The organism is Ornithinibacillus massiliensis (genome assembly GCF_018310345.1).
Taxonomy (GTDB): domain Bacteria; phylum Bacillota; class Bacilli; order Bacillales; family Amphibacillaceae; genus Ornithinibacillus; species Ornithinibacillus massiliensis.
The window spans coordinates 397,203-419,120 of record NZ_JAGXBY010000001.1 but is presented as its reverse complement, the minus strand read 5'-3'; the positions used below and the strand labels follow the sequence as shown (position 1 = coordinate 419,120).

General features: G+C 35.4%; 19 protein-coding genes and 2 pseudogenes. 12 read left to right on the top strand and 9 right to left on the bottom strand.

What is annotated here, in order from left to right; all coding sequences use genetic code 11:
• Positions 1–5 precede the first annotated feature (5 nt).
• From KGF86_RS02040 to KGF86_RS01995, 10 genes are all read left to right on the top strand, one after another.
• The gene (locus KGF86_RS02040; RefSeq protein WP_211741020.1) at positions 6–1,226 is read left to right on the top strand and encodes an MFS transporter; all 1,221 of its coding nucleotides are present in this window, start codon (positions 6–8) and stop codon (positions 1,224–1,226) included.
• 178 nt (positions 1,227–1,404) lie between these two features.
• Complete coding sequence (locus tag KGF86_RS02035) at positions 1,405–2,355, top strand: hypothetical protein (RefSeq protein ID WP_211741019.1); 951 nt, start codon at positions 1,405–1,407, stop codon at positions 2,353–2,355.
• Between the two features lie 23 nt (positions 2,356–2,378).
• A complete protein-coding gene (locus tag KGF86_RS02030) occupies positions 2,379–2,609 on the top strand; it encodes a hypothetical protein (protein ID WP_211741018.1) in 231 nt (76 codons plus the stop codon).
• 253 nt (positions 2,610–2,862) lie between these two features.
• A complete protein-coding gene (locus tag KGF86_RS02025) occupies positions 2,863–3,411 on the top strand; it encodes a sigma-70 family RNA polymerase sigma factor (protein ID WP_211741017.1) in 549 nt (182 codons plus the stop codon).
• Positions 3,408–3,845 carry a PadR family transcriptional regulator gene (locus KGF86_RS02020; protein WP_246521265.1) on the top strand — a complete coding sequence of 146 codons (438 nt, stop codon included), beginning with the start codon at positions 3,408–3,410 and terminating at the stop codon, positions 3,843–3,845. Before KGF86_RS02025 ends, KGF86_RS02020 begins: the two co-directional genes overlap by 4 nt.
• A complete protein-coding gene (locus KGF86_RS02015) occupies positions 3,842–5,161 on the top strand; it encodes an FtsW/RodA/SpoVE family cell cycle protein (protein WP_211741016.1) in 1,320 nt (439 codons plus the stop codon). Before KGF86_RS02020 ends, KGF86_RS02015 begins: the two co-directional genes overlap by 4 nt.
• Positions 5,162–5,291: 130 nt before the next feature.
• Positions 5,292–5,801, top strand: a complete 510-nt coding sequence (locus KGF86_RS02010; RefSeq protein ID WP_211741015.1) for an RNA polymerase sigma factor — start codon at positions 5,292–5,294, stop codon at positions 5,799–5,801.
• Complete coding sequence (locus tag KGF86_RS02005; RefSeq protein WP_211741014.1) at positions 5,791–6,699, top strand: hypothetical protein; 909 nt, start codon at positions 5,791–5,793, stop codon at positions 6,697–6,699. The genes KGF86_RS02010 and KGF86_RS02005 overlap by 11 nt, the downstream gene beginning before the upstream one ends.
• Before the next feature lie 269 nt (positions 6,700–6,968).
• Entirely contained in the window at positions 6,969–7,946 is a 978-nt protein-coding gene (gene coaA / locus KGF86_RS02000; protein ID WP_211741013.1) for a type I pantothenate kinase, read from the top strand.
• 116 nt (positions 7,947–8,062) lie between these two features.
• Complete coding sequence (locus KGF86_RS01995) at positions 8,063–9,205, top strand: hypothetical protein (RefSeq protein WP_211741012.1); 1,143 nt, start codon at positions 8,063–8,065, stop codon at positions 9,203–9,205.
• Between the two features lie 106 nt (positions 9,206–9,311).
• On the opposite strand, the gene KGF86_RS01990 is transcribed toward KGF86_RS01995, so the two are convergent.
• The 7 genes and pseudogenes from KGF86_RS01990 to KGF86_RS01960 form a co-directional block, all read right to left on the bottom strand.
• Positions 9,312–10,256: a metal ABC transporter substrate-binding protein gene (locus KGF86_RS01990; protein WP_211741011.1), complete on the bottom strand. Its 945-nt coding sequence runs from the start codon at positions 10,254–10,256 to the stop codon at positions 9,312–9,314.
• Positions 10,253–11,095, bottom strand: coding sequence for a metal ABC transporter permease (locus tag KGF86_RS01985; RefSeq protein WP_211741010.1), 843 nt, complete (start codon positions 11,093–11,095; stop codon positions 10,253–10,255). Before KGF86_RS01985 ends, KGF86_RS01990 begins: the two co-directional genes overlap by 4 nt.
• Positions 11,095–11,820 carry a metal ABC transporter ATP-binding protein gene (locus tag KGF86_RS01980; protein WP_211741009.1) on the bottom strand — a complete coding sequence of 242 codons (726 nt, stop codon included), beginning with the start codon at positions 11,818–11,820 and terminating at the stop codon, positions 11,095–11,097. The genes KGF86_RS01985 and KGF86_RS01980 overlap by 1 nt, the downstream gene beginning before the upstream one ends.
• Positions 11,821–12,163: 343 nt before the next feature.
• Positions 12,164–12,805: pseudogene (locus KGF86_RS01975) on the bottom strand (SpoVR family protein); the annotation flags it as partial.
• Positions 12,805–13,833 (bottom strand): STM4504/CBY_0614 family protein, encoded by a 1,029-nt coding sequence (locus KGF86_RS01970; protein ID WP_211741008.1) that lies wholly within the window; start codon positions 13,831–13,833, stop codon positions 12,805–12,807. The gene KGF86_RS01970 and the pseudogene KGF86_RS01975, both read right to left, overlap by 1 nt.
• Positions 13,834–14,316: 483 nt before the next feature.
• On the bottom strand, positions 14,317–15,270 hold the full coding sequence (locus KGF86_RS01965) for a retron St85 family RNA-directed DNA polymerase (RefSeq protein WP_211741007.1): 954 nt from the start codon (positions 15,268–15,270) through the stop codon (positions 14,317–14,319).
• A gap of 205 nt (positions 15,271–15,475) precedes the next feature.
• Positions 15,476–16,378, bottom strand: coding sequence for a retron St85 family effector protein (locus KGF86_RS01960; RefSeq protein ID WP_211741006.1), 903 nt, complete (start codon positions 16,376–16,378; stop codon positions 15,476–15,478).
• A 688-nt stretch (positions 16,379–17,066) separates the two neighbouring features.
• Between KGF86_RS01960 and KGF86_RS01955 the strand changes: the two genes are divergently transcribed.
• On the top strand, positions 17,067–17,513 hold the full coding sequence (locus KGF86_RS01955) for a GIY-YIG nuclease family protein (RefSeq protein ID WP_211741005.1): 447 nt from the start codon (positions 17,067–17,069) through the stop codon (positions 17,511–17,513).
• Between the two features lie 702 nt (positions 17,514–18,215).
• Here KGF86_RS01955 and KGF86_RS01950 read toward each other — a convergent pair.
• Positions 18,216–18,437, bottom strand: a complete 222-nt coding sequence (locus tag KGF86_RS01950; RefSeq protein ID WP_211741004.1) for a hypothetical protein — start codon at positions 18,435–18,437, stop codon at positions 18,216–18,218.
• Positions 18,438–18,545: 108 nt separating this feature from the next.
• On the opposite strand from KGF86_RS01950, the gene KGF86_RS01945 reads away from it, so the two are divergent.
• A complete protein-coding gene (locus KGF86_RS01945; protein ID WP_211741003.1) occupies positions 18,546–20,012 on the top strand; it encodes a recombinase family protein in 1,467 nt (488 codons plus the stop codon).
• Here the strand turns inward: KGF86_RS01945 and KGF86_RS01940 are convergent.
• A pseudogene (locus KGF86_RS01940) lies at positions 19,924–21,702 on the bottom strand (IS1182 family transposase). The gene KGF86_RS01945 and the pseudogene KGF86_RS01940 overlap by 89 nt on opposite strands.
• Positions 21,703–21,918 lie beyond the last annotated feature (216 nt).

The following is a 21,918-nucleotide window of genomic DNA, read 5'->3' as shown; positions in this document are numbered from 1 at the left end:
CTGATGTGTTTGGATTAACGAGTTTTCGTTCTATTTGGTTAGGAAATGCTACTTCTGAGTTAGGTGGGGCATTGTTTACGGCGTGTAATTCTATAATAGTTTTTCAATTAACAGGATCTACTGCTGCACTGGGTTCGGTTTGGTTAATTTACTATATTACCTCCTTCTTTATGCAGCTATTTATTGGCCCCTATATAGACCGTTTTAGTCGTAAGTGGATTATGATTCATTGCCAGTTAATTCGAATGATACTAGCTACTCTACTTCTTGTTCTCCTGATAAATAATGCATTTACTATTACCTATATTTTTATCGTTCAGGTGATTGTTGGCTTAATTATGCCAATTTTTATCCCTGCTAATCAGGCTATACTTCCAACTGTCATGAAGCAGGAACAATTAGCTAGTGCTAACGCTTCTCTAGATAGCACCCGCCAAGTGGTGGTCATGGTAGGGCCACTTATTGCGGGGCTATTCGTAGACTATCTCGCGGTAGAATGGGTATTACTCATCATTGCTATCGCATTTGCAATAAGTACTTTACTATTACTGTTAGTGAAGGAAAACTATCAAAAATCAAGTGTACGAAAACCTTGGATCAAGGAATTCCAAGAAGGGCTTGCCTCTTACTTTGAACATAAATTAATCGTCTGGCTTGGTGTATTTTTCGGGTTTGTTCAGTTTGGAGTTGGTGTAACGATAGTCACAACGCTTCCTTATATTACATCCATTCTTGATCAACCTTACTCCGCATATGGAATATTTATGGCGGGTTTCCCAATTGGTTATACGATCGGAGCTATCATTAATCGCCGTTTTGTGAATGTAAAGGGGCTCGGAATTCTTTTTAGCGCTCTCTTTATTGGCGGATGTACCTATCTTGCTCTAGGCTTTACCCCTTGGTATGCACTGGCAGTCGGAACCGAATTAATTGCTGGAATCGTAATTGCAATCTTCAATATCTATAACATTACATTAATCCAACAGACCATTCCGAACCATCTGATGGGGAAGGTTACCTCTGTCAGATTACTGATTATGCGTACAATGGTGCCTTTAGGAATCTTGTTTGCAACCTTAATTTCTCCTTATGTAAGTATTCGTACCTTGTATTTGGTTATAGGTAGCATTATCTGCATAACGGCTATTATAGGTTACTTGTATTTAAACAAAAGAATCACAACACCTCTGGTGACCACTTTTGAGAAGCAGACTGCTGTAAAATAATATAGGGGGGTGTAATGTGAGCAAGGATGTGCCGGTCTCAACATTGCACTTTCCCCTTTTATTATTGACTAACACTATTATGGATTCAGAATAGGTATCCCTCCTCATGACTATAACTGTAATTTTCCAAATTATGGTACAATAATAAAGACAGATTCGCTTGGAGGTTAAAATGTCTATGAAAACGATACAGATTTCTACCGATATATTAAATATTTGGGACGAGAAGCTTTTACCAAACTTTGATTTACTCTTCTTTTCTAAGGATAGCGAATCACTTATTCCCCCATTAGGACCGGATATATTAGTTTTCACTCCAAAGGATTTTTTTCAAGACAGTAGCATTAATACCATTGATGTTATTAATAGCTATCAATTATGGGGGATTAAGAAAGAGCTTATTTCATATGTATGTGTGGTCCATCCTACTGTCTTACCAAGATTAGAAAAAGAGACCCTAACAGAGATTTTAACGATTCAGCGACATCTTAGTAGCGGGTTAGCTATTGAAAGAAGTACAGTAAGTCAGCTAGTAGAAGCTAGTCAGCATACAGAGATAAACCAATTAATGGATAGATATACTTTCGAAGAAGATTCGAAACAATGGTTTAGTATGCATCGCTCTCTATGGAATCATTTCGATCAGGAAACAAAATACGCATTTCTATCTTATTTTGCTCAACAGTTCATAGATGATGTTTCCATAGATGATAACAAATTAGCAAGGTTAAGAGAGCTATATCCACATCTTGCACCATACTTCAATTCGTTTGCTACTGTTAATGGAGCTAATTGTCTTGCAGCAACGCTTGCCGGAATTTCCGAGCAAGGGGCTGAAACAGATTGGATTATCTCACAATGGGTGTTTGAAAGCACGCTATTATTTGCACTAAAAACAAAGAAGTATAGTAAACAACCTTTTATTGAAAGAGAATTACAACCTCAAGATGTACTCCTTTGGAGAGATCATCACAATCATGTTATTCATGCCTGTTACCATTTGGAAGATGGATATTTCTTTAATAAGCATGGACAAACACTTTTCAATCCGTGGCAAATTAATACCATGGATAATCTTTACAAAACCTGGGGGCGTGAAGGAATGGAATTATATAGAAAGCAAATATAGTAATACTTAAGGAGGGAATTCACATGAGTAAAAAGCGTTACATTGCGTACTTTGTATCTGGTTTTATCATTGGAATTTTTATTTTACCCGCCTTTTTAGAGTGGTTAGGGTTCACTTATTCGTTTGCGGATGTATTAGAGCTTATTTTTGGTGAACCGAATTTGTTTAATCGAATCACCGTCGGATTATTGCTAGTTATTTTCTTAATTTGGATTGGTCGGGGTCTTTACAAAGGATATAAGAAGCTTACATAGTAGCTTTTGTGTTACAGAGAGGGAAATGAATGATTCCGTGAACAATGGAGAGATTAGTCAATTTCTGTTAATGGTTTCCTGTTAGTTAGAATTAGGCTCTAATTCATGGATTTCTTGAAATTATTTAAATAAAGTTGTGCCACATGGTACAACTTTTTTACTGTATGAAGTGAAATCACATGTATTATTTTTATATTTCCCCAAACCTAACAGAATGCTGTGTCGTCTATAATAGTAAGTGAGGTGAAAATACATGAATGGGCTCGAGCGTGCTTTTTCTATAGAAGATACTGTCGAAGATCGCGAACAAATAATTGATGACCTAATGCATCATCATGGTGACGACATCCTCCACCTTGTCTATACATATGTTAAAGACCGAACAATAGCCGAGGATTTAACACAAGAAATATTTATTAAATGCTATGAGAAGCTGGATCAATTCAAACAACAATCCTCTATCAAAACATGGGCCTTTCGAGTTGCCAGTAACCATTGCAAGGATTACTTAAGAAGCTGGCATTATAGGAAAGTGATTCTCAATGAGAAGGTCTTAGACTACATCCCCTCTAAATCAAAGCAAGTTGAAGATGTCGTCATTACGAAAAGCGAGGATAATCGTTTAGCAAATGCTGTGATGAGTATACCGGTTAAATACAGAGAGGTTGTTTTTCTTCATTACTACAAAGAGTTATCCTTAGCGGAGATTAGTACTATTACTGGCGTTAATATCAATACGTTAAAAACAAGATTGAAGCGAGCTAAAGAACTATTAAAGAAAAAAATGGAGGAGTTGTCATGATGAACAATCCTTTTCAAAATTTAAACAGAGCAATGAAGAACACGGTATTTAAGGACGTAACGTTTTCTAAAGAACAAAAAGAAGCGGTAAAAGAGGCGATTCGCGCTCAGCATCCTCAAACAGAGCTTTCATCATGGAAGGAAGAAACGGTTCATTCCATATTGCTGCTACTTCAACATGAACCAAAGAAGGGCTTTGATATTTCTAATCAATTGCTACAACATAATGAGCTTAGCTTTCAACAGAATGAAGGTCAATTATATACATTGTTACACTTACTTGAGAATAAGGAGCTCCTCGAATCCCATTGGGAAAAGGATCAAAAATACTATTCCTTATCGCTTAAAGGGAGAAAGTGGTTATCTAGATTCAGTCAAGGAAACGTGAAACACCGTCTAGCTCTTCATTCATTGGTTGAGGAGGTATCACAGTGAGCCACTCCCATTTTGAGGAATATTTAACGACGGTAACCTCTAAGGTGAAATCGAAAGAGGCTCGTGAATTGATAACGAAGGAGCTTCATTATCATCTAAATGAACTTAGTCAATCCTTCCAAATGAGAGGCTTCCCTGAAACAGAAGCGAACGAAAAGGCTATTCAAGAAATGGGGGACCCCTCTACGCTTGGTGAAAATCTAAATCGCCTCCATAAACCAAAAGTGGACTGGTTATTAGTCGGGATATTGTGTATTGTAGCCGCACTTAGTTTCCTCCCATTAATCGGTGGATTATATGACATATTAAGGGAACCTGTTTCTTATTTTGTAAAACTCCAAAGCTATTGGTTAAGCCTTGCTCTACTTGTCATAATCGCTTTAATTGTATTTGATTATCGTAGGCTACAAAATTATTGGGGCTATTTTTACTTAGCCGGAGTAGCTATCCTTATATATACCTATTTCGCAGGTTATGTACTAAATGATTCCATAAGCTGGATACGTTTCTTTACCTTTAGCATCGACCCAAGGCCACTAACTTTATTTCTATTCTTCTTAGCATGGGCCAGTATTACCAATCAGATTAATCGATTTAATACATTGTTCAAGCAGGCACTCCTGCTGGTTCTTTTCTGGGTCCCTATTTTGCTCTATTTAACGCTGCCAAACTATACGTTAAGTATCTTGTATGCTTTGTCCATATGTGTGATGCTCGCTTTTTCTCAAGGACTAAAGAGAATTGTCGTCAGAGTAGGTTCACTCCTATTTCTTAGCAGCGTTGTGCTCATTACGACAACCCTATTAACATTTCAGAATAGTACAGGAGCATTCCCTTTTTTACATCCAGATCTGGATTCTACTAGAGAGGGACATATTTATCAGATCCTAGGAAACATTTTCTCCCAAGCTGGGTGGTTCGGTAACGGATTGGATCATGATTCTCTCATCGTATCATTACCTGGAAACCATACAGACATGGCCTTCCCATATCTAGTCTATTCATTTGGCTGGCTATTCGGGGTTATCCTATGTGTATTGTTACTCATGCTTATCGCTCGAGTTTGGAAAAATGGCATAAAAACGAAAGAAAGCTTTGGCAGAATACTCATAACCGGTGGAGCAACCTTACTAACGATCCCAACGCTTTGGAATCTCCTGATGATGTTTGGCATTGTACCAATAATCGAATTCTCCTTACCATTTATTAGTTATGGAGGAAATATGTTATTGTTTAATGCTGCGATTCTAGGACTAGCCCTTAGTGTTTATCGGAGAAAAGAGATTATAGTAGCAACCGTTAGCAGTAATGGATGAATAACTAAAAGCCTGTATGCCTATCTCTTTAGAATTTAGGTATACAGGCTTTTTATTGCAGAGATTTCTTATAAATTTTCTGTAATAGTTGACGTGGTTATTCGTCAAATAAATAGGGAGGGGGAATAGTATGAAGGAGCACACCATAGAAGAATGGTTTCATAGCTATGAGAAAGATGTAACTAGTTTTTTAGTCTATTTTACAGGATCCTTGGATGTTGAAGATTATGTACAAGATACTTTTCTAATTGCTTTAAGGCAATTTTCAAGCTTTAATGCCAGTTCACACCCAAAAACATGGCTAATTTCTATAGCTAGAAATCAAGTAATAGATCGTTATCGAAGAAAAATGGTATGGGAAAGATTAAAACATGTTCTATCAACTGAATATACAAGCCAGAACGTTACTGAGATCCATTTCATGCAAAAACTAGAACATAATGAGTTGAACAGGGCAATTCAGCAATTATCCCCTGCTTATCGAGAAGTAGTCATCCTCAGGGGCATTATGGAACTCTCCTCAAAAGAAGCGAGTTTTATCTTACAATGTAGTCCAAACAAAGTAAATGTAATGTTCCATCGCTCGTTAAAGAAATTAAAAATGATATTGGAAAAGGAGGGCTTTAGTTATGAAGGATAACCAATCTATTCAGGAAGACCTATGTAACCTTCCAACACATTCCTTAAATAAGGAACAAAAACAACGAATTTTATTACATTTAAAAGCCGGGGTAAGACCCGTAACGAGAAAAGTAATACGATTACCAATTTTAGCTATGATAATTTCCATCGCCTTCTTTATGATTCTTGTTATTTACGAATTTAATGATAATAACTCCCTTCCTCAAACAGCACATTCCCCATTAGAACTTCATGCCATGGAAGGAAAAACCTTTATAATGCCTAGTTCTGGGCAAGAACTGATCGGGATTGAAGATAATGTAGCACTATTAAATGTGTTTGATCACTTTGTTGCCGAAGACACAAGAAGAGTTGCTAAATTAATGATCTTTTATTGGGGCAATCCATCTGAATTAATTGAAAAGAATTATCGAGTGGAGGCAATCAATTCCTATGGACAACAACTTACCCTATCAGAAGGCAGCCTAAATTCCCCACTTTATCAAGAGGATGCTCATACATTAACTAGCTTTTCGCCTTTTCCGACTGAAGGAACGTGGCAGCTATCCTTTTTAGTAGAAGATGAAATACACGGAGCTTTTACACTAGAGGTATTGCCGGCATTTCCAAAGACAGAACATTATACATTAATAGATTCACCACTAGAAATAGAAATTGGTCAAAAAACGGAAATATCCATTGAAAGTTCCTGGAAAGACAAAGAAGAAATTGAGGTGACCTTATTAGATGAAAACGGAATAGAAGTTGACTCAGATAATTTCTTGCAGAATGCAACAAATATTGATTCCGCAACTAATAATCCCATTTACCTCTATAGTGGCAGTCTATCGTTTCCAGAGAAAGGAACGTGGGTACTCGTTATTGATGGTGAGAAAACGGAAGTATTTGATAATTAGTAGAGACCCGAAAACAACTGGCATCCTAATCGAAAAGATTGTTATTAAGGACTTTTAGGGTATTCCTCTATGCCCTTTTCTTATAAGTTACCTAAATTCTATCCTCTTTTATATGTTCAACTTCGAGTAACAATGTTAAACTAACGAAAGTAAGAATGAAATCGTTTCACTTTATCTTTATCTCATTCGAAAATTAAAATAGGTAATCCTAATAACAGGAATAGATGTAACATAACATTTATGGACTATACGGGGAAGGAAATATATCAATGAGCATAATAACTGAGGATAGTAGGAATTTCATGAAAACCAATCCACATTCTACCTATATTTCATTATCTAGAGAAGAATGGTCTAGTCTATATACTAGCCCTCCTATTGACCTATCCCAAATTGAAATCAAGAACTTGCAAGGGATAGTAGGAACCTTAACCAAAGATGAAATTTATAGTGTGTATCTTCCACTTATACAATACTTATCTGTTCATATTCAGGCTACTAATCGCTTGCATAAGGCGAGAAATGATTTTTTTAAGATGGATACAAAGAAGCTACCATTTATAATTGGAGTTGCTGGTAGTGTCGCAGTTGGAAAAAGTACGACATCACGTATCATTCAATCCTTACTTTCCAACTTACCTGATCAACCAAAAGTAGATCTTGTGACGACAGATGGATTTTTATACTCTAATGCTGTTCTAAAGGAAAAAGGACTATCCGATCGAAAAGGGTTTCCAGAGAGTTATGACTTAAAAGCACTGCTTGATTTTCTAACGGAAATTAAATCAGGAAATCCATGTGTTCAGGCTCCTGTTTATTCTCACTTACACTATGACATCATATCGGACGAATACTATGATATTTGTCAGCCTGATATTGTGATTATAGAAGGAATTAATGTTTTGCAAACACCTAAACCGGTAGGGGATAGTATTCCGAGTAAGTTCGTATCCGATTTCTTTGATATATCCATTTATGTCGACGCAAATGAACATCATATACGTCAGTGGTATTTGGAAAGGTTTAAGCTGTTAAAGGAAACGGCCTTTACAAAACCGGAATCTTATTTCCACCGCTATGCAACCTTAACCGACACGGAAGCAGAGGAATTTGCAACAGATATTTGGAATCGAATTAACAAGGTTAATTTAGAAGAAAATATTCTACCAACCAAGTTTCGGGCTGACATTATTATGGAGAAGAATCAAAATCATCAGGTAGAGATGGTTAGAGTAAGAAAGATTTGATGTTGATTTAAGACCTAGAAAATGTTAAAGGCCCCATGAAATCGCTTTTTGTCCTACTGATTTCATGGGGTCTCTTTTCTAATTCGCCATTTTATTGGAGAAGGAGGGTTTTGTCCATGAATCGAAATAGTGAAAAACAGCATAACCTAGAGAATGAGCTAAAAGGTCTAAGCCAATTTTCCTTAACAGAAGAGGAATCCACAGAAGCATTTCAGACAATCATGAATAGAATTAGAATTAGTAAAACAAACAAGCAAGCAAATAGACGTCTATATGTAACCCGAGCTTTTGTTACCACTTCTACCTTATTCGTAATAACTATCATAGGGTGGTTTATATACAGTGGAATGAGTCCAGAACATGATTCATTCCGAAACGCATCCAACTCCAATCAACTGGACGGGATTGAATTAGAAATAACAGTAGATAAAAAACACTATTCCTTATATGAGGACCTTATCGCTAATGTCACCCTAACCAATCATACGAATAAAGAAAGAGTAATCTATGTACCTACTTCAGTTGAGGAAGAAGAGGGCATTGCGGCTGTCATGATAGAAAAACGAAACGAAACAGCAGTCCAATTCTTAGACCCAAAAACTAATCTTGACCTGCCAAATATTAATGGGCGCGTATTCGATGATTATGTCCAAGTAACATTAGGAGCAAATGAAACGATTGAACAGAAGTTTCAGTGGAATAAAGCATTATTTATCCAGGAAACAGAAGATATTGTGCCAGCTGACACAGGCGAATATATACTAAGCTCCTTTATTGTATTAGATTTACAAGACCAAACGGAATATGCTGAGCCTGAGAAGCAATTGATTACGAAGCTGACCCTTAATCTATATGATAAAGAAAAACCTCATGACTTATACACGGAAGAAGCATGTGTAGATACTGCTATCGTATGTGTTAATGCTAGGACAAAGAATAATGCTGTCAAGGTATCTATTGGAAGTAGTCAATTGGATAGTGAAGAAGGTCGCATGATAATGGGAGACCGTTTCGAGCATGATATAAACATGGAGACCCTTCTAATAGAGCCTAATGGTACTATTACATTAGAATTCATCTATAACTATCCTGAAAAGCTCACTATCTATCAACTAGATCATCATGAGCGAGGAGAGGGAAAAGAGCTTGAACTGCCCAGCTTTCAGGCACCGGCAAAGTCCGGATATTATACGTATGAAATAGATGGTGTCTACTCTAACGGCCATGCTATTCATTATTTGCAAATAAAAGTGAACTAAGTAAATTTGGCTGGTTTACGTTCTTTGAAATACAGAACGATAAACCAGCCAAACAATACATCATGATACTTCATTGGATCACAATGTTTATATAAATCTATTTCCATTAGGATTCATTCGTTAAGCCTTCATAAATTCGGTCCAAATTCCATTTCATCATCGCGTAGTAACTATCTCCCTCTTCGCCTTCTTCTGCTATAGAATCGGTGAAGACTTTGGAGAATATCTCAATTCCGGTTTCTTGAGATATAGTTTTCATAGGACGATCATCTACACTTGATTCGACAAACAAGGATTGTACTTCGGTATCCCGGAGCTTATCTACCAGATTTTTAATTTGATTTGGAGTCCCTTCTTCTTCCGTGTTTATTTCCCAAATATAGGCGGAAGGAATGTTATAAGCTTCTGAAAAATATTTAAAGCACCCTTCACTCGTTACAATCCATTTCTTATTTGCCGGAATAGAGTCGAATTTACCTTTTGCTTCCTCATCTAATTCCTTTAATCTATCCACATAATTCGCTAAGTTCTCCTGATAGTATGCTTTATTCTCCGGATCCTTTTCTGATAATTGCTTTTCAATATTTTGTGCATAGATAATACCATTTTCGAGGTTTAACCAAGCATGTGGATCTTCTTTTCCTGCTTCTTCTTTTCCTTCCAAATACAATGGTGTTACACCTTCACTAACAGCAAAGTAATCCTTATTTTCTTCTTTGTTAGCATTTTGCATGAGTTTCGTAAACCAGGCATTTCCACCTGTCTCCAGATTTAAACCGTTATAAAATACGATATCCGCATTAGTTGCTTTTACAATGTCATCTGGTAGTGGTTCATATTCATGTGGGTCTTTCCCTACCGGAACGATACTATGCAAGTTGACCTTATCACCTGCAATATTCTCCGTTATATCCCAAATAATGGAGTTGGTTGTCACGACATTCAATTTATCATTATCATAGGAGCTATTATCCGTTCCACATCCAACTAATAACAATAGACTTCCTACTACAATGGTTAGAAATATAGTAGCCTTTTTCGTTATGTTCATGCTCTTACTACCCTCTTTCTAAAGACGTTTTGCTTTGGTGATAAGAAGAAGCTAACCGCAAATAGAATGGCGGAAGTGAGTACAATACAAGAACCAACAGCAATATTAAACGTATATCCAATTACTAGACCAATGATGGATGATGCACCTCCAAGAATAGAGGAGAGAATCATCATCGAGCTTAATCGGTTGGTGAACAAATAGGCTGTAGAAGCTGGTGTTATCAGCATAGACACAATTAAAATAGTACCAACACTTTGCATCGCTGTAACGGACACCACGGTTAAAAGAATCATTAATAAGTAGTGATAACGGTTGACGTTCATTCCAAATGCTTTTGCCATATTAGGATCAAAGGATGTAATCAGTAACGGCTTAAAGAAAATAACTAAAATAATAAGGACGATAAATAAGATCGAAACCGTAAGCCATTTATCAAAATCCTGTACCGCTAATACATTCCCAAAGAGAATATGGAAAAGGTCGGTTGAGCTATTGGCGACTCCAATTAATATAACCCCTAATGCCAGGAACGAGCTGAACGTTATTCCAATGGCGGCATCGTTTTTTATTTTACTGTTATTGGAGATATACGTAATAATAAAGGAAGCTAATAATCCTAGCGCTATTGCTCCAACTAGGTAGTTAACACCTAATAAGAAGGAAATCGCAACCCCAGGTAGTACGGCATGGGAGATAGCATCGCCCATTAGCGACATCCCTCTAAGAATGATGAAACACCCAACGGCACCAGCAACAATACCAATTGCTGTCGCTGTAACAAATGCATTCTGTAAGAAATGATAGTCAAAAAAGTCATGGATAAAGTTCCCTAGCATTATCCCTCACCGCCTTTCACTACAATGGAATCTCCATATGTTTTAATCAGATTATCCTCTACAAATACTTTTTTTGTATCTCCATAGGCAATTAATTGCTTATTCATTAGAATGAGCTGGTCAAAGTATTCCTTTACTTTCCCAAGATCATGGTGAACGATGAGAATCGTCTTTCCTTGGTTTCGAAATTCAACTAGCAAATCCATGATAATCTTTTCACTCACCGTATCAATTCCCACAAAGGGCTCATCAAGGAAAACCAAATCTGCTTCTTGTACTAATGTCCTAGCAATTAGAACGCGTTGGAATTGCCCACCAGACAAAGCCCCAATTTGTTTATTTTGATACTCGTGCATGTGCACCTTCTTCAAAGCATCCTCTACACGCTTCCAATCTTGTGCTGTAATTCGTTTAAATAACTTCCCTGAAGGATATAAGCCTAATGATACACATTCTCTAACCGTAATCGGAAATGTATAATCAATAGCGCTCTTCTGCTCTACATAAGCAACTTTTCTTTGCACATTTTTTAACATGGTTCCGTTATAATAGGTTTCCCCACTACTTGGTATTAATCGAAGAATTCCTTTTATAAGTGTTGATTTCCCTGCTCCATTCGGACCAAGTATACCAACTATAGACGGCTTCTCTATTTGGAAGCTAACATTTTCCACTACATTGGTTCTGCCATCATAGCTAATGGAAAGGTCTTTTACTGCTAACATGTGTATCACCCCTGCATTGTGTCATCATCTATTTACGAAAGAAGTCAAATCTCGAAAAGAACCAACTTATTTTGCACTCCCATCGAAAAATGTCCTTCGTGTAAAAATGTTTCCCTAGGTAAACTTTGTATTTACTATACTCCTTTCAGTTGGTTTTGTAAAGTAAATAATTTTATGGATTTCTTTCATAGAATGCGCTTGTTTCTAGTTTTTCAATACGAAAAGAGGAGGATTTTTTCCAATATAAAATGTACCCATGAATAAATCTCATAGGTACATTTAAACGTCAAACAATTTATAAACCAATCTAGTATTACAGTATTATTTCTCTAATCATGCAACACTACCTCTTAAACACCCGGTCCCCATCATAACTATAAACCGCAAGCTTATCATCCACATATGTCTCCATATACACCTTCCTACCCCATAGCTGGTATATATAAGGCAGGACATTTTCTAAATAATGTAGATCAAGCTCGGTACCTTCGTAGCCATGCACCAAATAGAGCTCGCCATTGCGTAAATAGTCCCCATCCACAACACGAATGTATGGAAATCCACCATTCACGCGCATAGACACTAGTTGGTCACGGATATTTTCATAATCCTTATCCGAAATGCGGTAGTAGGCACCTTGCTTTTCGAATAGATACAGGTCCTCTCGCTCCACTAATTCCTTTGTCAGATAGTTACGGATGAAGGAGATGTCGGATTCAATTTCCCGTACTTCGAAAATCTTTTCCCGACCTGATCCTGGTTTTATTCCTCTTTCCTTCATTTCCTCTGTCGGGTTGTTGTAGCGTTCTTCGATGTCTTCAAATATTTTTAAACCTAAATAGTATGGGTTGATTTGTTGTTTGGACGGCTGTACGACAGCAGAGTTTAGTTTAGCAAATTCGACGGTTTCATCGGATGTTAAGTCTAGTTCACGTAAGATGCGTTGGTGCCAGTAGGAAGCCCAGCCTTCGTTTCGTATAGGTGTTAATTGTTTTCTTTGTATGAATCAATTAAAAACACAATATTAGTCGCGCATAAATGTAGTGCATAAGCAACCAGATGACGGGGAACCTTGACACGTCTTTCTCCTTGTCCATGACCTGTATTTTTATTTCTAACTGTTGCAAGTCCTTCCAAGGACGTTCGAACTGAAGTCAAATGAGATTGTAGATTATTTGGTAATAATTCATTTTCAAATATTGTTTTAATTAATACCGCTGCGGTTGCTTTATCATCGACCTTCCATCCTTTTCTTTTACAAATGGTTTTCATAACACTTTCGAAAGCTTTTAACGCCTCTGAAATTGCCTCTTTATCATTAGCTTTACGAAAATGTTCATGAGCTCTCATGAATTCTTCTGAGGCACCCTCAAATTCCTCTTGAAATAGTAAATTCACTGCTGGCTCAACAGCCTCCCTATGTATAAAATCTGCATCGACTCTAACTATACTTCCTCCCAAGAATTGATATCCTAAACCATGTTCCCTAAATCGATGATTCAATTCCTCTATTGCACTATCAGGTTCTTGTTTAACATTCATATCTCGCCACTCATATTTGTTTTCCCTAACAATTTTGTCAATCACTCGAAAAGAAAGTTCAATAATATCGAGAATTTTTTCCGGTGACTTTTCCTCTAATATAAAATCCTGACATTTTTCAAAGTTATTTCTTCCTCTAGTGCTTAAAGTGAACACACCATACTCCCTGCATAGAGAGTTATGAATCATATCCCATAATTGGTCGGGAAATGACGAATTATAACTAGCAGTCCCTATTGCGTCCTTCCAAATATGAATTACTTGAATCCTAAAATTTCTTGAAAACTGATCGTTTGTAAAAACGGATTCAATTTTCTGCTGTTTCCTTTTGGAAAAAATATTAATTATAGCCATACTAACCACTAACCCTCCTAAAAAAGAACACTTTGAAAAATCGTAATAAGTTCTATCTAATGGAGCATGATAACGAATAAGAATATGCTTAATTAGCATGTTTCCTTTTATATTCATTTATATCATCGAGAACACTTTCAACTAGTCTATCCACTACCATAAAAATAGTCAGTAAAATATATAATAAATAATCTGAAAAGGGATTATGTTTCTCTATATCTAATAAAATCTTAAAATCACTATAACTTTTTACAAACGCCAATTAAGTAATACAACATATGCCGCAATCCTACGAGCACTCTGTGATTCTTGGTCAAACGAGGTAATATATACCTATCCCGCTTAATCCCTGTTTAAGTTTTGAAACTACTTTTTAAAACATAATACAATTATAACAATATTCTATCATTGTTTTATTGGCATTAAAACTATATCAAATACCTCTTAACTCAATTATTTTTGAGTCTTATTTACTATTGCCAGGACTCTACCTATAAATTTATATAATACCTAATTACCCTCTAATAATGGCAAACAAATTCTATTGGCACACAAAAAAAGGCAAGCTAAATTACTAGCATGCCTTAAATGGTACATATTTTATTTATCTTGTTTAGTTGCAGCAACTTCTGTTTCTAAATCGTTGTTTCGTAATGTTTTCCAGTATGTTTTCAAGTATTTATATGATTCGGAGTCTACACTTTTTAAAAAAGACAACCAACCAATGATTTGATTATATATCATAGTACTTTCACTTGAAAATTTTTCCTTATTTTCGTAATTATATATTTTAGATCTTAAAATACGCCTTTTCCTTCTACCAATGCCAACTTTCTGATCGTTACTATATACAAGTCCTGTTATTTTCCTTTGTTTACCAGGATGCAAATGTCGCGTTTTATCCCTGTTGATCTGGTAACCATGACCCTGTATAACTTTTTCTATATATTTCAGAGCCTCATCTAGTTTATTTTTGTTATTGGAAGAAATAGTTATATCATCCGCATATCTAGTATATGCTATAGATTTCGCGTTACAATATTTCGAAATCTCATCATCTAAGTCCTTATTAATAAGATTAGATAAAGCTGGAGATGTAACTCCGCCTTGCGGAAGGCCGCCTTCAAAAGTACAGAATTTCGTTAACATAATAGCAGATTGTTCATTATACCCTAACGACTTAAATAAGTCATATACTCTTTCCCGTTTGGTAGATGGGAAAAAATTAACAATATCTATACAAATTAGAAATTTATTTCCAACGTGTCCTTTTAAATTAACATCTAGTGATTTTCCATTATAGGCTGTAGCATTTCTGTGTGATTGGATATTATCTAGTATATTTCTTAGAATCCAAGCCTGAATCGCTTTAAGTTTATACGATGGACACGCTAATACCCTTGTCCCTCTCCCTAGATTTTTGGGAATTAATACTTTTTTATAATTTAAATCAGGTTTAGATGACATTTTAAATAAAGTGTAGCTACTAATATTTGTTTTATTAGAAAAGTCATTTATACCTTCAATATTGGGTATTCCAAATAAATTGCTCATGATTTCACCTTTTTATAAGGAAAAGAAGTGGCTTACCCTAAGGACATTTTAAACAAATGTGAGGGGATATTTGGAAAATATAGCCGCATATTTGTTTAAAAGCTAAACCTGAAGTTTAATTAAAGAATAGCGAATCACTACTCCTATTATTTTCCTTCTAAATTGTAATATGTAAAAAGAAAAATAATATTAACTAAGCCACTTCCTAATTCCAATATTTTCTTAATTGTAAGTTTAGCATTTTTAGTCGAAGATTGTCTAGGAAACTATGAATATATTTAGAACCTAATTCATCTTCTAAACGCGCTTTACCTTTTAAAGTTATAAAATAATTATCGAAATCCTTATAAATTTCCTCATTTGAGATAAGAATACCGATTGCAGAGTCAACTAATGTAATATACTCCTCAATGACATCTTTATGAATATTAATTTTAACCCCTACATGTTTTACTATTTCGACAAATTCCTTTCTAGTACAACTTTCCAATGTATACAGTAACGATAATATGTAGCGCATTGTAACAAATGGATTAGTGAGATCGATAGTTAAATTTGAATTTTCTTTCTTAATTTTCCTTAAAGATTTCAATAAATTGTAATAAAAATCCTCTTCATATTTTTTTATCTCCTTATCGTAATCAATCCAAAAAACATTCGATCTTGTTTTATTCCTTAAAAATTTTATTGGACCTAAATTTATAAAACTCTCTGATTTTTGATACTGTTTATCCATATAAATTATCAATTTATTATTTAACCCATTGTGATTTGAAAATGCTCCTAATTCTGCTATTGAACCAGAACTTTCAACGCACATAACGACCGCATCAACGCTATTAGCTAATAAATTTTCTAAAGATAATAAATCATAATTGTCCTGGTATATTTGCTCATCAAAAATATCTTCCGGAAATCTAACATTTATTTTCTTCTTATCTCTTAGCATTTCAAATAATTGAGCCCTGATACTAGTTTTATTTTCAGTCGATGCTCCAACCAAAAAGATATTATACTCAGATGTAAATATTTCTTTGATTTTATCTATACTTTTAAGGTAAATTTGTAGTCCTGTATCAATTTTTATTTTAAGGAAATATCCATTCATTTTGTCACCCTATTTTTAATTATTTGAAATCAGATAGTAATTATTATAAATTATTGAAGCTTATATGCCAATAAATTTCCAAATATTAATCTAATTAATTGTCAAAGTTTGATTGGGCTTTCTTCTAATAATAGAAAGAGACTTAACTAAATATTCAAAAGGGATATAAATTACATTTATAAAGTTACTATAGTAACTATCCTTAAACCGAACCAAATCTATTTGTTCACTACCCTTCCACCGTACCGAATTGTTAGCATTAACAAAACCAATGGTGACAACTAGTCGGTAAGCCCTGGAAAGTAATAGGGACAATCCATTACTATGTGAATTTTAGTACGACAAAGGGATAGGGATAGTGCTGGAATTCCTTTGCCGCCCAATGAAAATTAAGTCCTATCCTACTCCTATCCCTACGCCAAACCGTTAGCTATATATGGACAGGTTCACTATAGTTTATTGATATTCTAATAACATTATTAGGGTAATTAATATTTTACAAGAATACCTAAATTCCATCTCATAAAAGTCTTTAATAACTACTTTACAGATTACAATTTAAGTGTAAAAGCCTTATCTTTCATACTATAATACATTTAGTTTACTGAAGAAATACACCTAACTAATGAGCAGTTTAAAGTAAGATATACTATGACATTATTAAGAGTTAGAAAAAGGAGTGGGCAAAATGGGGATGAAAACAACAAGGAAAAATTTTACTGAATGGGAGATAAAGCACTTAAATCAACCTTTATCATTCGATGATGTATGGGAATTAGGAAAAGAAAAATATAGATTAGATACGCAAGATTTAATAGGTATATACGTATTTCAAAACATTAAAACTAATCGATTTTATGTAGGTAGTTCACATCATATCTTTGGCAGGTTAAAATCCCATGCATCCTCTATGAAATCAGGAAAACATAGTTATCAAGAGATAAACGAGGATTTTAAAAAGCACGGAAAGGAAAGCTTTGTATTTAAGATATTAACTTATTGCAATAATTCACAATTACATAGGTTCGAAAAAAGTTGGCTCCAAACTTATAGTGAAAAAGAAAAGCTATACAATCAAGTTGAAATTGATAATTGGGATAAACCAAAAGGTAGATGGATTAGAAATAGATGGTGAAAAAATTATATGTTGTGAGTTTTAAGAGGCTTTTCTTTTACCCGCGGGTAGCGTTAGTTAAACAAGAGTTAAGCTATTAACGCAAATTAAAGGACCTTGGAATCCAAGCTTCTATTTATCATGAAAGATTTTAATGACCGATCTTAGTTATTCCCTCTTGTTCTAAATCAATTGTTTATTAGTCTATAAGTCTGATAGACTCGCTCGTCAGATCACCCAACACATGAAAAATTGGGGAGAATTTCGTGAGTTGGGAGTTCCTATCTCTTGAATGCCTATTTGTTTTAATTCTTTTTTTAGATGAACTTCATATAACTCTTTTAAAGTTCGTTTCTAACAACCTACTAAAGAACTCTTTAGTTCTTTGATATACATGCACTTCAATTTCTTCCTGACTATAGATTACTTGATGTTTTTTACATTCATAGGTCGCATATTTCTCTCCACTTTTAGTTCTTTCGTGTTAGATTAATATTGGATTGACTTTTTCTATTGCTTCCTGTTCTTCCATTTCCTGCTGCTTTAACTCTTGTTTCCACTTCATGCAAATTATTAAGTCCGCCAGAAGAAATTGATATTTTTTCTTCTTCCTTGTCTTTTTACGTTCTTCAATGATCCGCTGAGCTTTTAAAAATACTTCTTTATCAATGAATCACAAGCTCCTGTACCGGAACCACAGCAAAATAAAGGAGATTCTAACCACTAAATGTTGGAATCTCCTTTATTTATTGTAATCTTTATTTTCACTATATCGGTATCTAACTTATATTCATGATGTAGCAAATGATCTGTTGCATTGTTATACATTTTTCTCCCCCATTCTCGAAGATATTGGCTAACCAAACGATTATGCTCATCTTCTAGCTTATCTAATGCAGTAAAGCTAAGGTTACCTATTCTGTAACTAACATTTAGTTTTCCCATAAAACTCCCCCCTTGTTCATGTGTATGCAGGGAGTTGTGAGTATTAATACTCTCATTTTTTAGTTTGTTTCTTCATATATATGAACAAATGGCATTGGAGGCAGTTCAATGAAATTTCATCCCTTACAACCAGAAAAGTCTATCGCTCTATATTGCCGTGTTTCAACAGATGAGCAGGCTAGAGATGGTGTTTCCCTTGCTGAACAACAGGAACGCCTGAAAGCATATTGTACGGCGATGGGATGGAATGAAGAACCGATTTTATTTATCGATGATGGTTATTCCGCTAAAAGCCTAGAACGTCCACAACTCAAAAAATTAATAAATGAAGTTACTAGTGGTCATATATCAAAAGTGTTGATCACAAAACTGGACCGGATAAGTAGAAAATTAAAGGACCTACTAGAAATAATCGACTTATTTCAAGAACATGAAGTCTCCTTTATTTCGATTAGTGAGTCCTTTGATACGAATACCCCATCCGGAAGATTGACATTACAAGTATTAGGAGCGGTTGCGGAGTTCGAAAGAGAGAGAATTCGGGAACGTGTTATCGATAATATGCACCATGCCGCTAGCAAAGGAAAATGGCTTACTCAAAGTCCCTATGGTTATGATTTAGTAGATAAGGAGCTTGTGGTAAATAACCAAGAAGCCGATGTTGTGAAAAAAGTATTTGATATGTATTTGAACAAAGGACTTGGGTTTTACAGTATTGCTAAACAGTTAAATGAGCAAGGGATTCCTTCCAAACAAAAGAAAGAATGGTCGATTCGCTCTGTTAAACTGATGCTTTCTAATCCAGCTTATATTGGTACCCTTGTTTGGAACCGTACGGATAGAGGAAACAAACGGAAAACCCTGAAGGATGAGGAGAAGTGGATAACGGTACCCCATTCTCATCCAGCAATCATCGATACGACCACTTGGGAAGCTGTACAAAAGAAACTAGCAAAACCAAACATTCATCCTCGATCTAAAACCAGTCCTCATCTTCTAGGGGGAATCTTAAAATGTGGAAAATGCGGATCCGGTATGAGTATTTCCTGGCATGGCTCAAAGAATAATAGAAAGCGAGTATATCGCTGTTCAGCTAATAAGAACAAAGGGACTTGTACTAGTAAATATTATGTAGCGAATGATGTAGAAGCGTGGTTTAAACAAGGATTATTACAACTAACTAGATCCATTGGTACATCTTACTCTATTGAGTTAGAACATCAGGTTTTGGGTACACAAAGAGAAGAAGTATCTAAGCAAATTCAGATAGTAAAAAAACGATATCAAAGAAAAGTAGAAGCATATACTGCTGGATTAATTGAGTTAGAGGATTTACAGGAAGAAAAAAAGCGTTTGGACAACCGAATATCTGAATTAGATAGTTTTCGTGATAGTAATCCAGTTAATATCAAAAAACTTGAAAATGAGATTAATCGTAAACTAACATCTGTGTTGGATGCGTTAGACACTCTTCCTATCGTTGAAGCTAAGTCCCTGGTTCAGACCTTGGTTGAGAAGTTAATCGTTTTTGATGAAGAGAATATTGAAATCGTATTGGACATCCCACTGGGCTAAATCCTATACAATTAACAAGAGGCTGGGACATAACCAGCCAAAATAAGTGAAAAATGGTTCCAATCACTAAAAATAGATGATTGGAACCATTTTTCTTTGGATTATTTCTGTATTCATGTGTTTGAATTATGTTCATAGCGGTATATTTTCTTAGGTTTACCGCCATGAACGCAAATCCTAATTCATTTTTCACTTTCTCTTTTCCCCTTACGGAAAAACGGGTGAAACCCAAATTAGCCTTCAGAAAACCGAACGCTGGTTCCACATCGATTTTACGTTTCCCATAAATCTCACCAGTCTTCTCGTCTGAAAGCTTTGTACGTACATATTCTTTTTGTGATTCCCACTTTTCATTGATGTAGATCTTTCGATTGTTCCCTTCTTTCGCTTTGGTGCACAGATGACGGAGTGGGCAACCTAAACAGTCTTCGCATTCATACACTTTAAATTCTCTTGTAAACCCATATCTGTCTTTTCGTTTGGAATAATAACGAAACGATACGTTGCGGCCATTCGGACATTGATAGAAGTCCTCTTCCTCGTTGTACTCCCAATTGTCCACATGAAAGGCGTTGTTTTTGTGCTTCTTTTTCTTCTCTTTTCGATATTGATTGTATGTAATGAGTGGAGTTCGATTTCGTTTTTGGATGATATCTTCATAATTCTGTTCACTGCCATATCCTGCATCCGCCACAATGTAATCTGGCAGTTTAAAAAAGGATTCTTCTATTGTATTAAGAAATGGAATCAAGGTTCGTGTATCGGTTGGATTTGGAAAGACATCGTAAGCGAGTGCATACTGACCCTCTGTAGCTAATTGTACATTGTAACCAGCTTTCAGTTGCCCGTTCTTCATATAATCATCTTTCATTCGCATAAATGTCGCATCTGGATCGGTTTTCGAATAACTATTCCGTTCCCCAAATAGCTCCATGTCGCTTTGGTATTTTTGTTTACGTGTGATAAAATCTATTAACTGCTTACGGGCCTGTTTGGATAGTTTGCGCTCTGAACGGATTTTTTTACGTTCACTCCCAACCTCACAAGTTTCGATTTTTTCATCGTATTCTCCTATCTTTTCGTCTAACTTTTCCACTATCTCTTTCATTTCCTCAACGGAGAGCTCTTCCTCATTCTCGAGTTCCATAGCTGGGATAATTTCCTTTTCCAATAATTCATCATAAAGTTGATTGGACTTTTCTATTAACTTGTCACTATATTTTTCAACGGATTTGCGCCAGACAAAGGTAAACTTATTTGCGTTTGCCTCAATCTTCGTTCCATCAATAAAAATTGCTTCTTCCTAAATCAATTCTTTTTCTACGAGCTGGTTCCGAAATTGCACAAAGCATTCACGCAAGAGATTTTCAATGAGTGGATTGGAACGAAAACGATTGATGGTGCTTGGTTCATCACCTTGAGCCAACCACATCATACGAATACAGTCTCCTAGTAATGCTTCTATTTTACGACCAGAAAATGCAGATTGGGTATAGCCACACAAAATAATCTTCAACATCATACGAGGATGATAGGCAGGACGCCCTGTTTGACGTAGGAATTCATCGAAAGCTTCATCAGGTATGGATTCGACAAGATCATGGATCGCAAACGCAATATCCTTTTCTTTTAATTTGATTTCCAAATCTAGCGGCAAAACTACTTGATTCATGTTATAATATTTAAACATAAGGATACCTCCGATAAAGTTATGGTGTGGTTACTTTAATTTTATCAAATGGTGTCCTTTTTGTGTGCAAAAAAACAGGTACTATCCATTTTTTGGATAGTACCTGTTTTTTAATTACTGGGGTTTTGTCCCAGCCTCATTTTGCGTACATTTTACATTATTCATCAATGTTATTATCCTGTCATTATCATCTTTATGACAAGACTTGAATTCCCT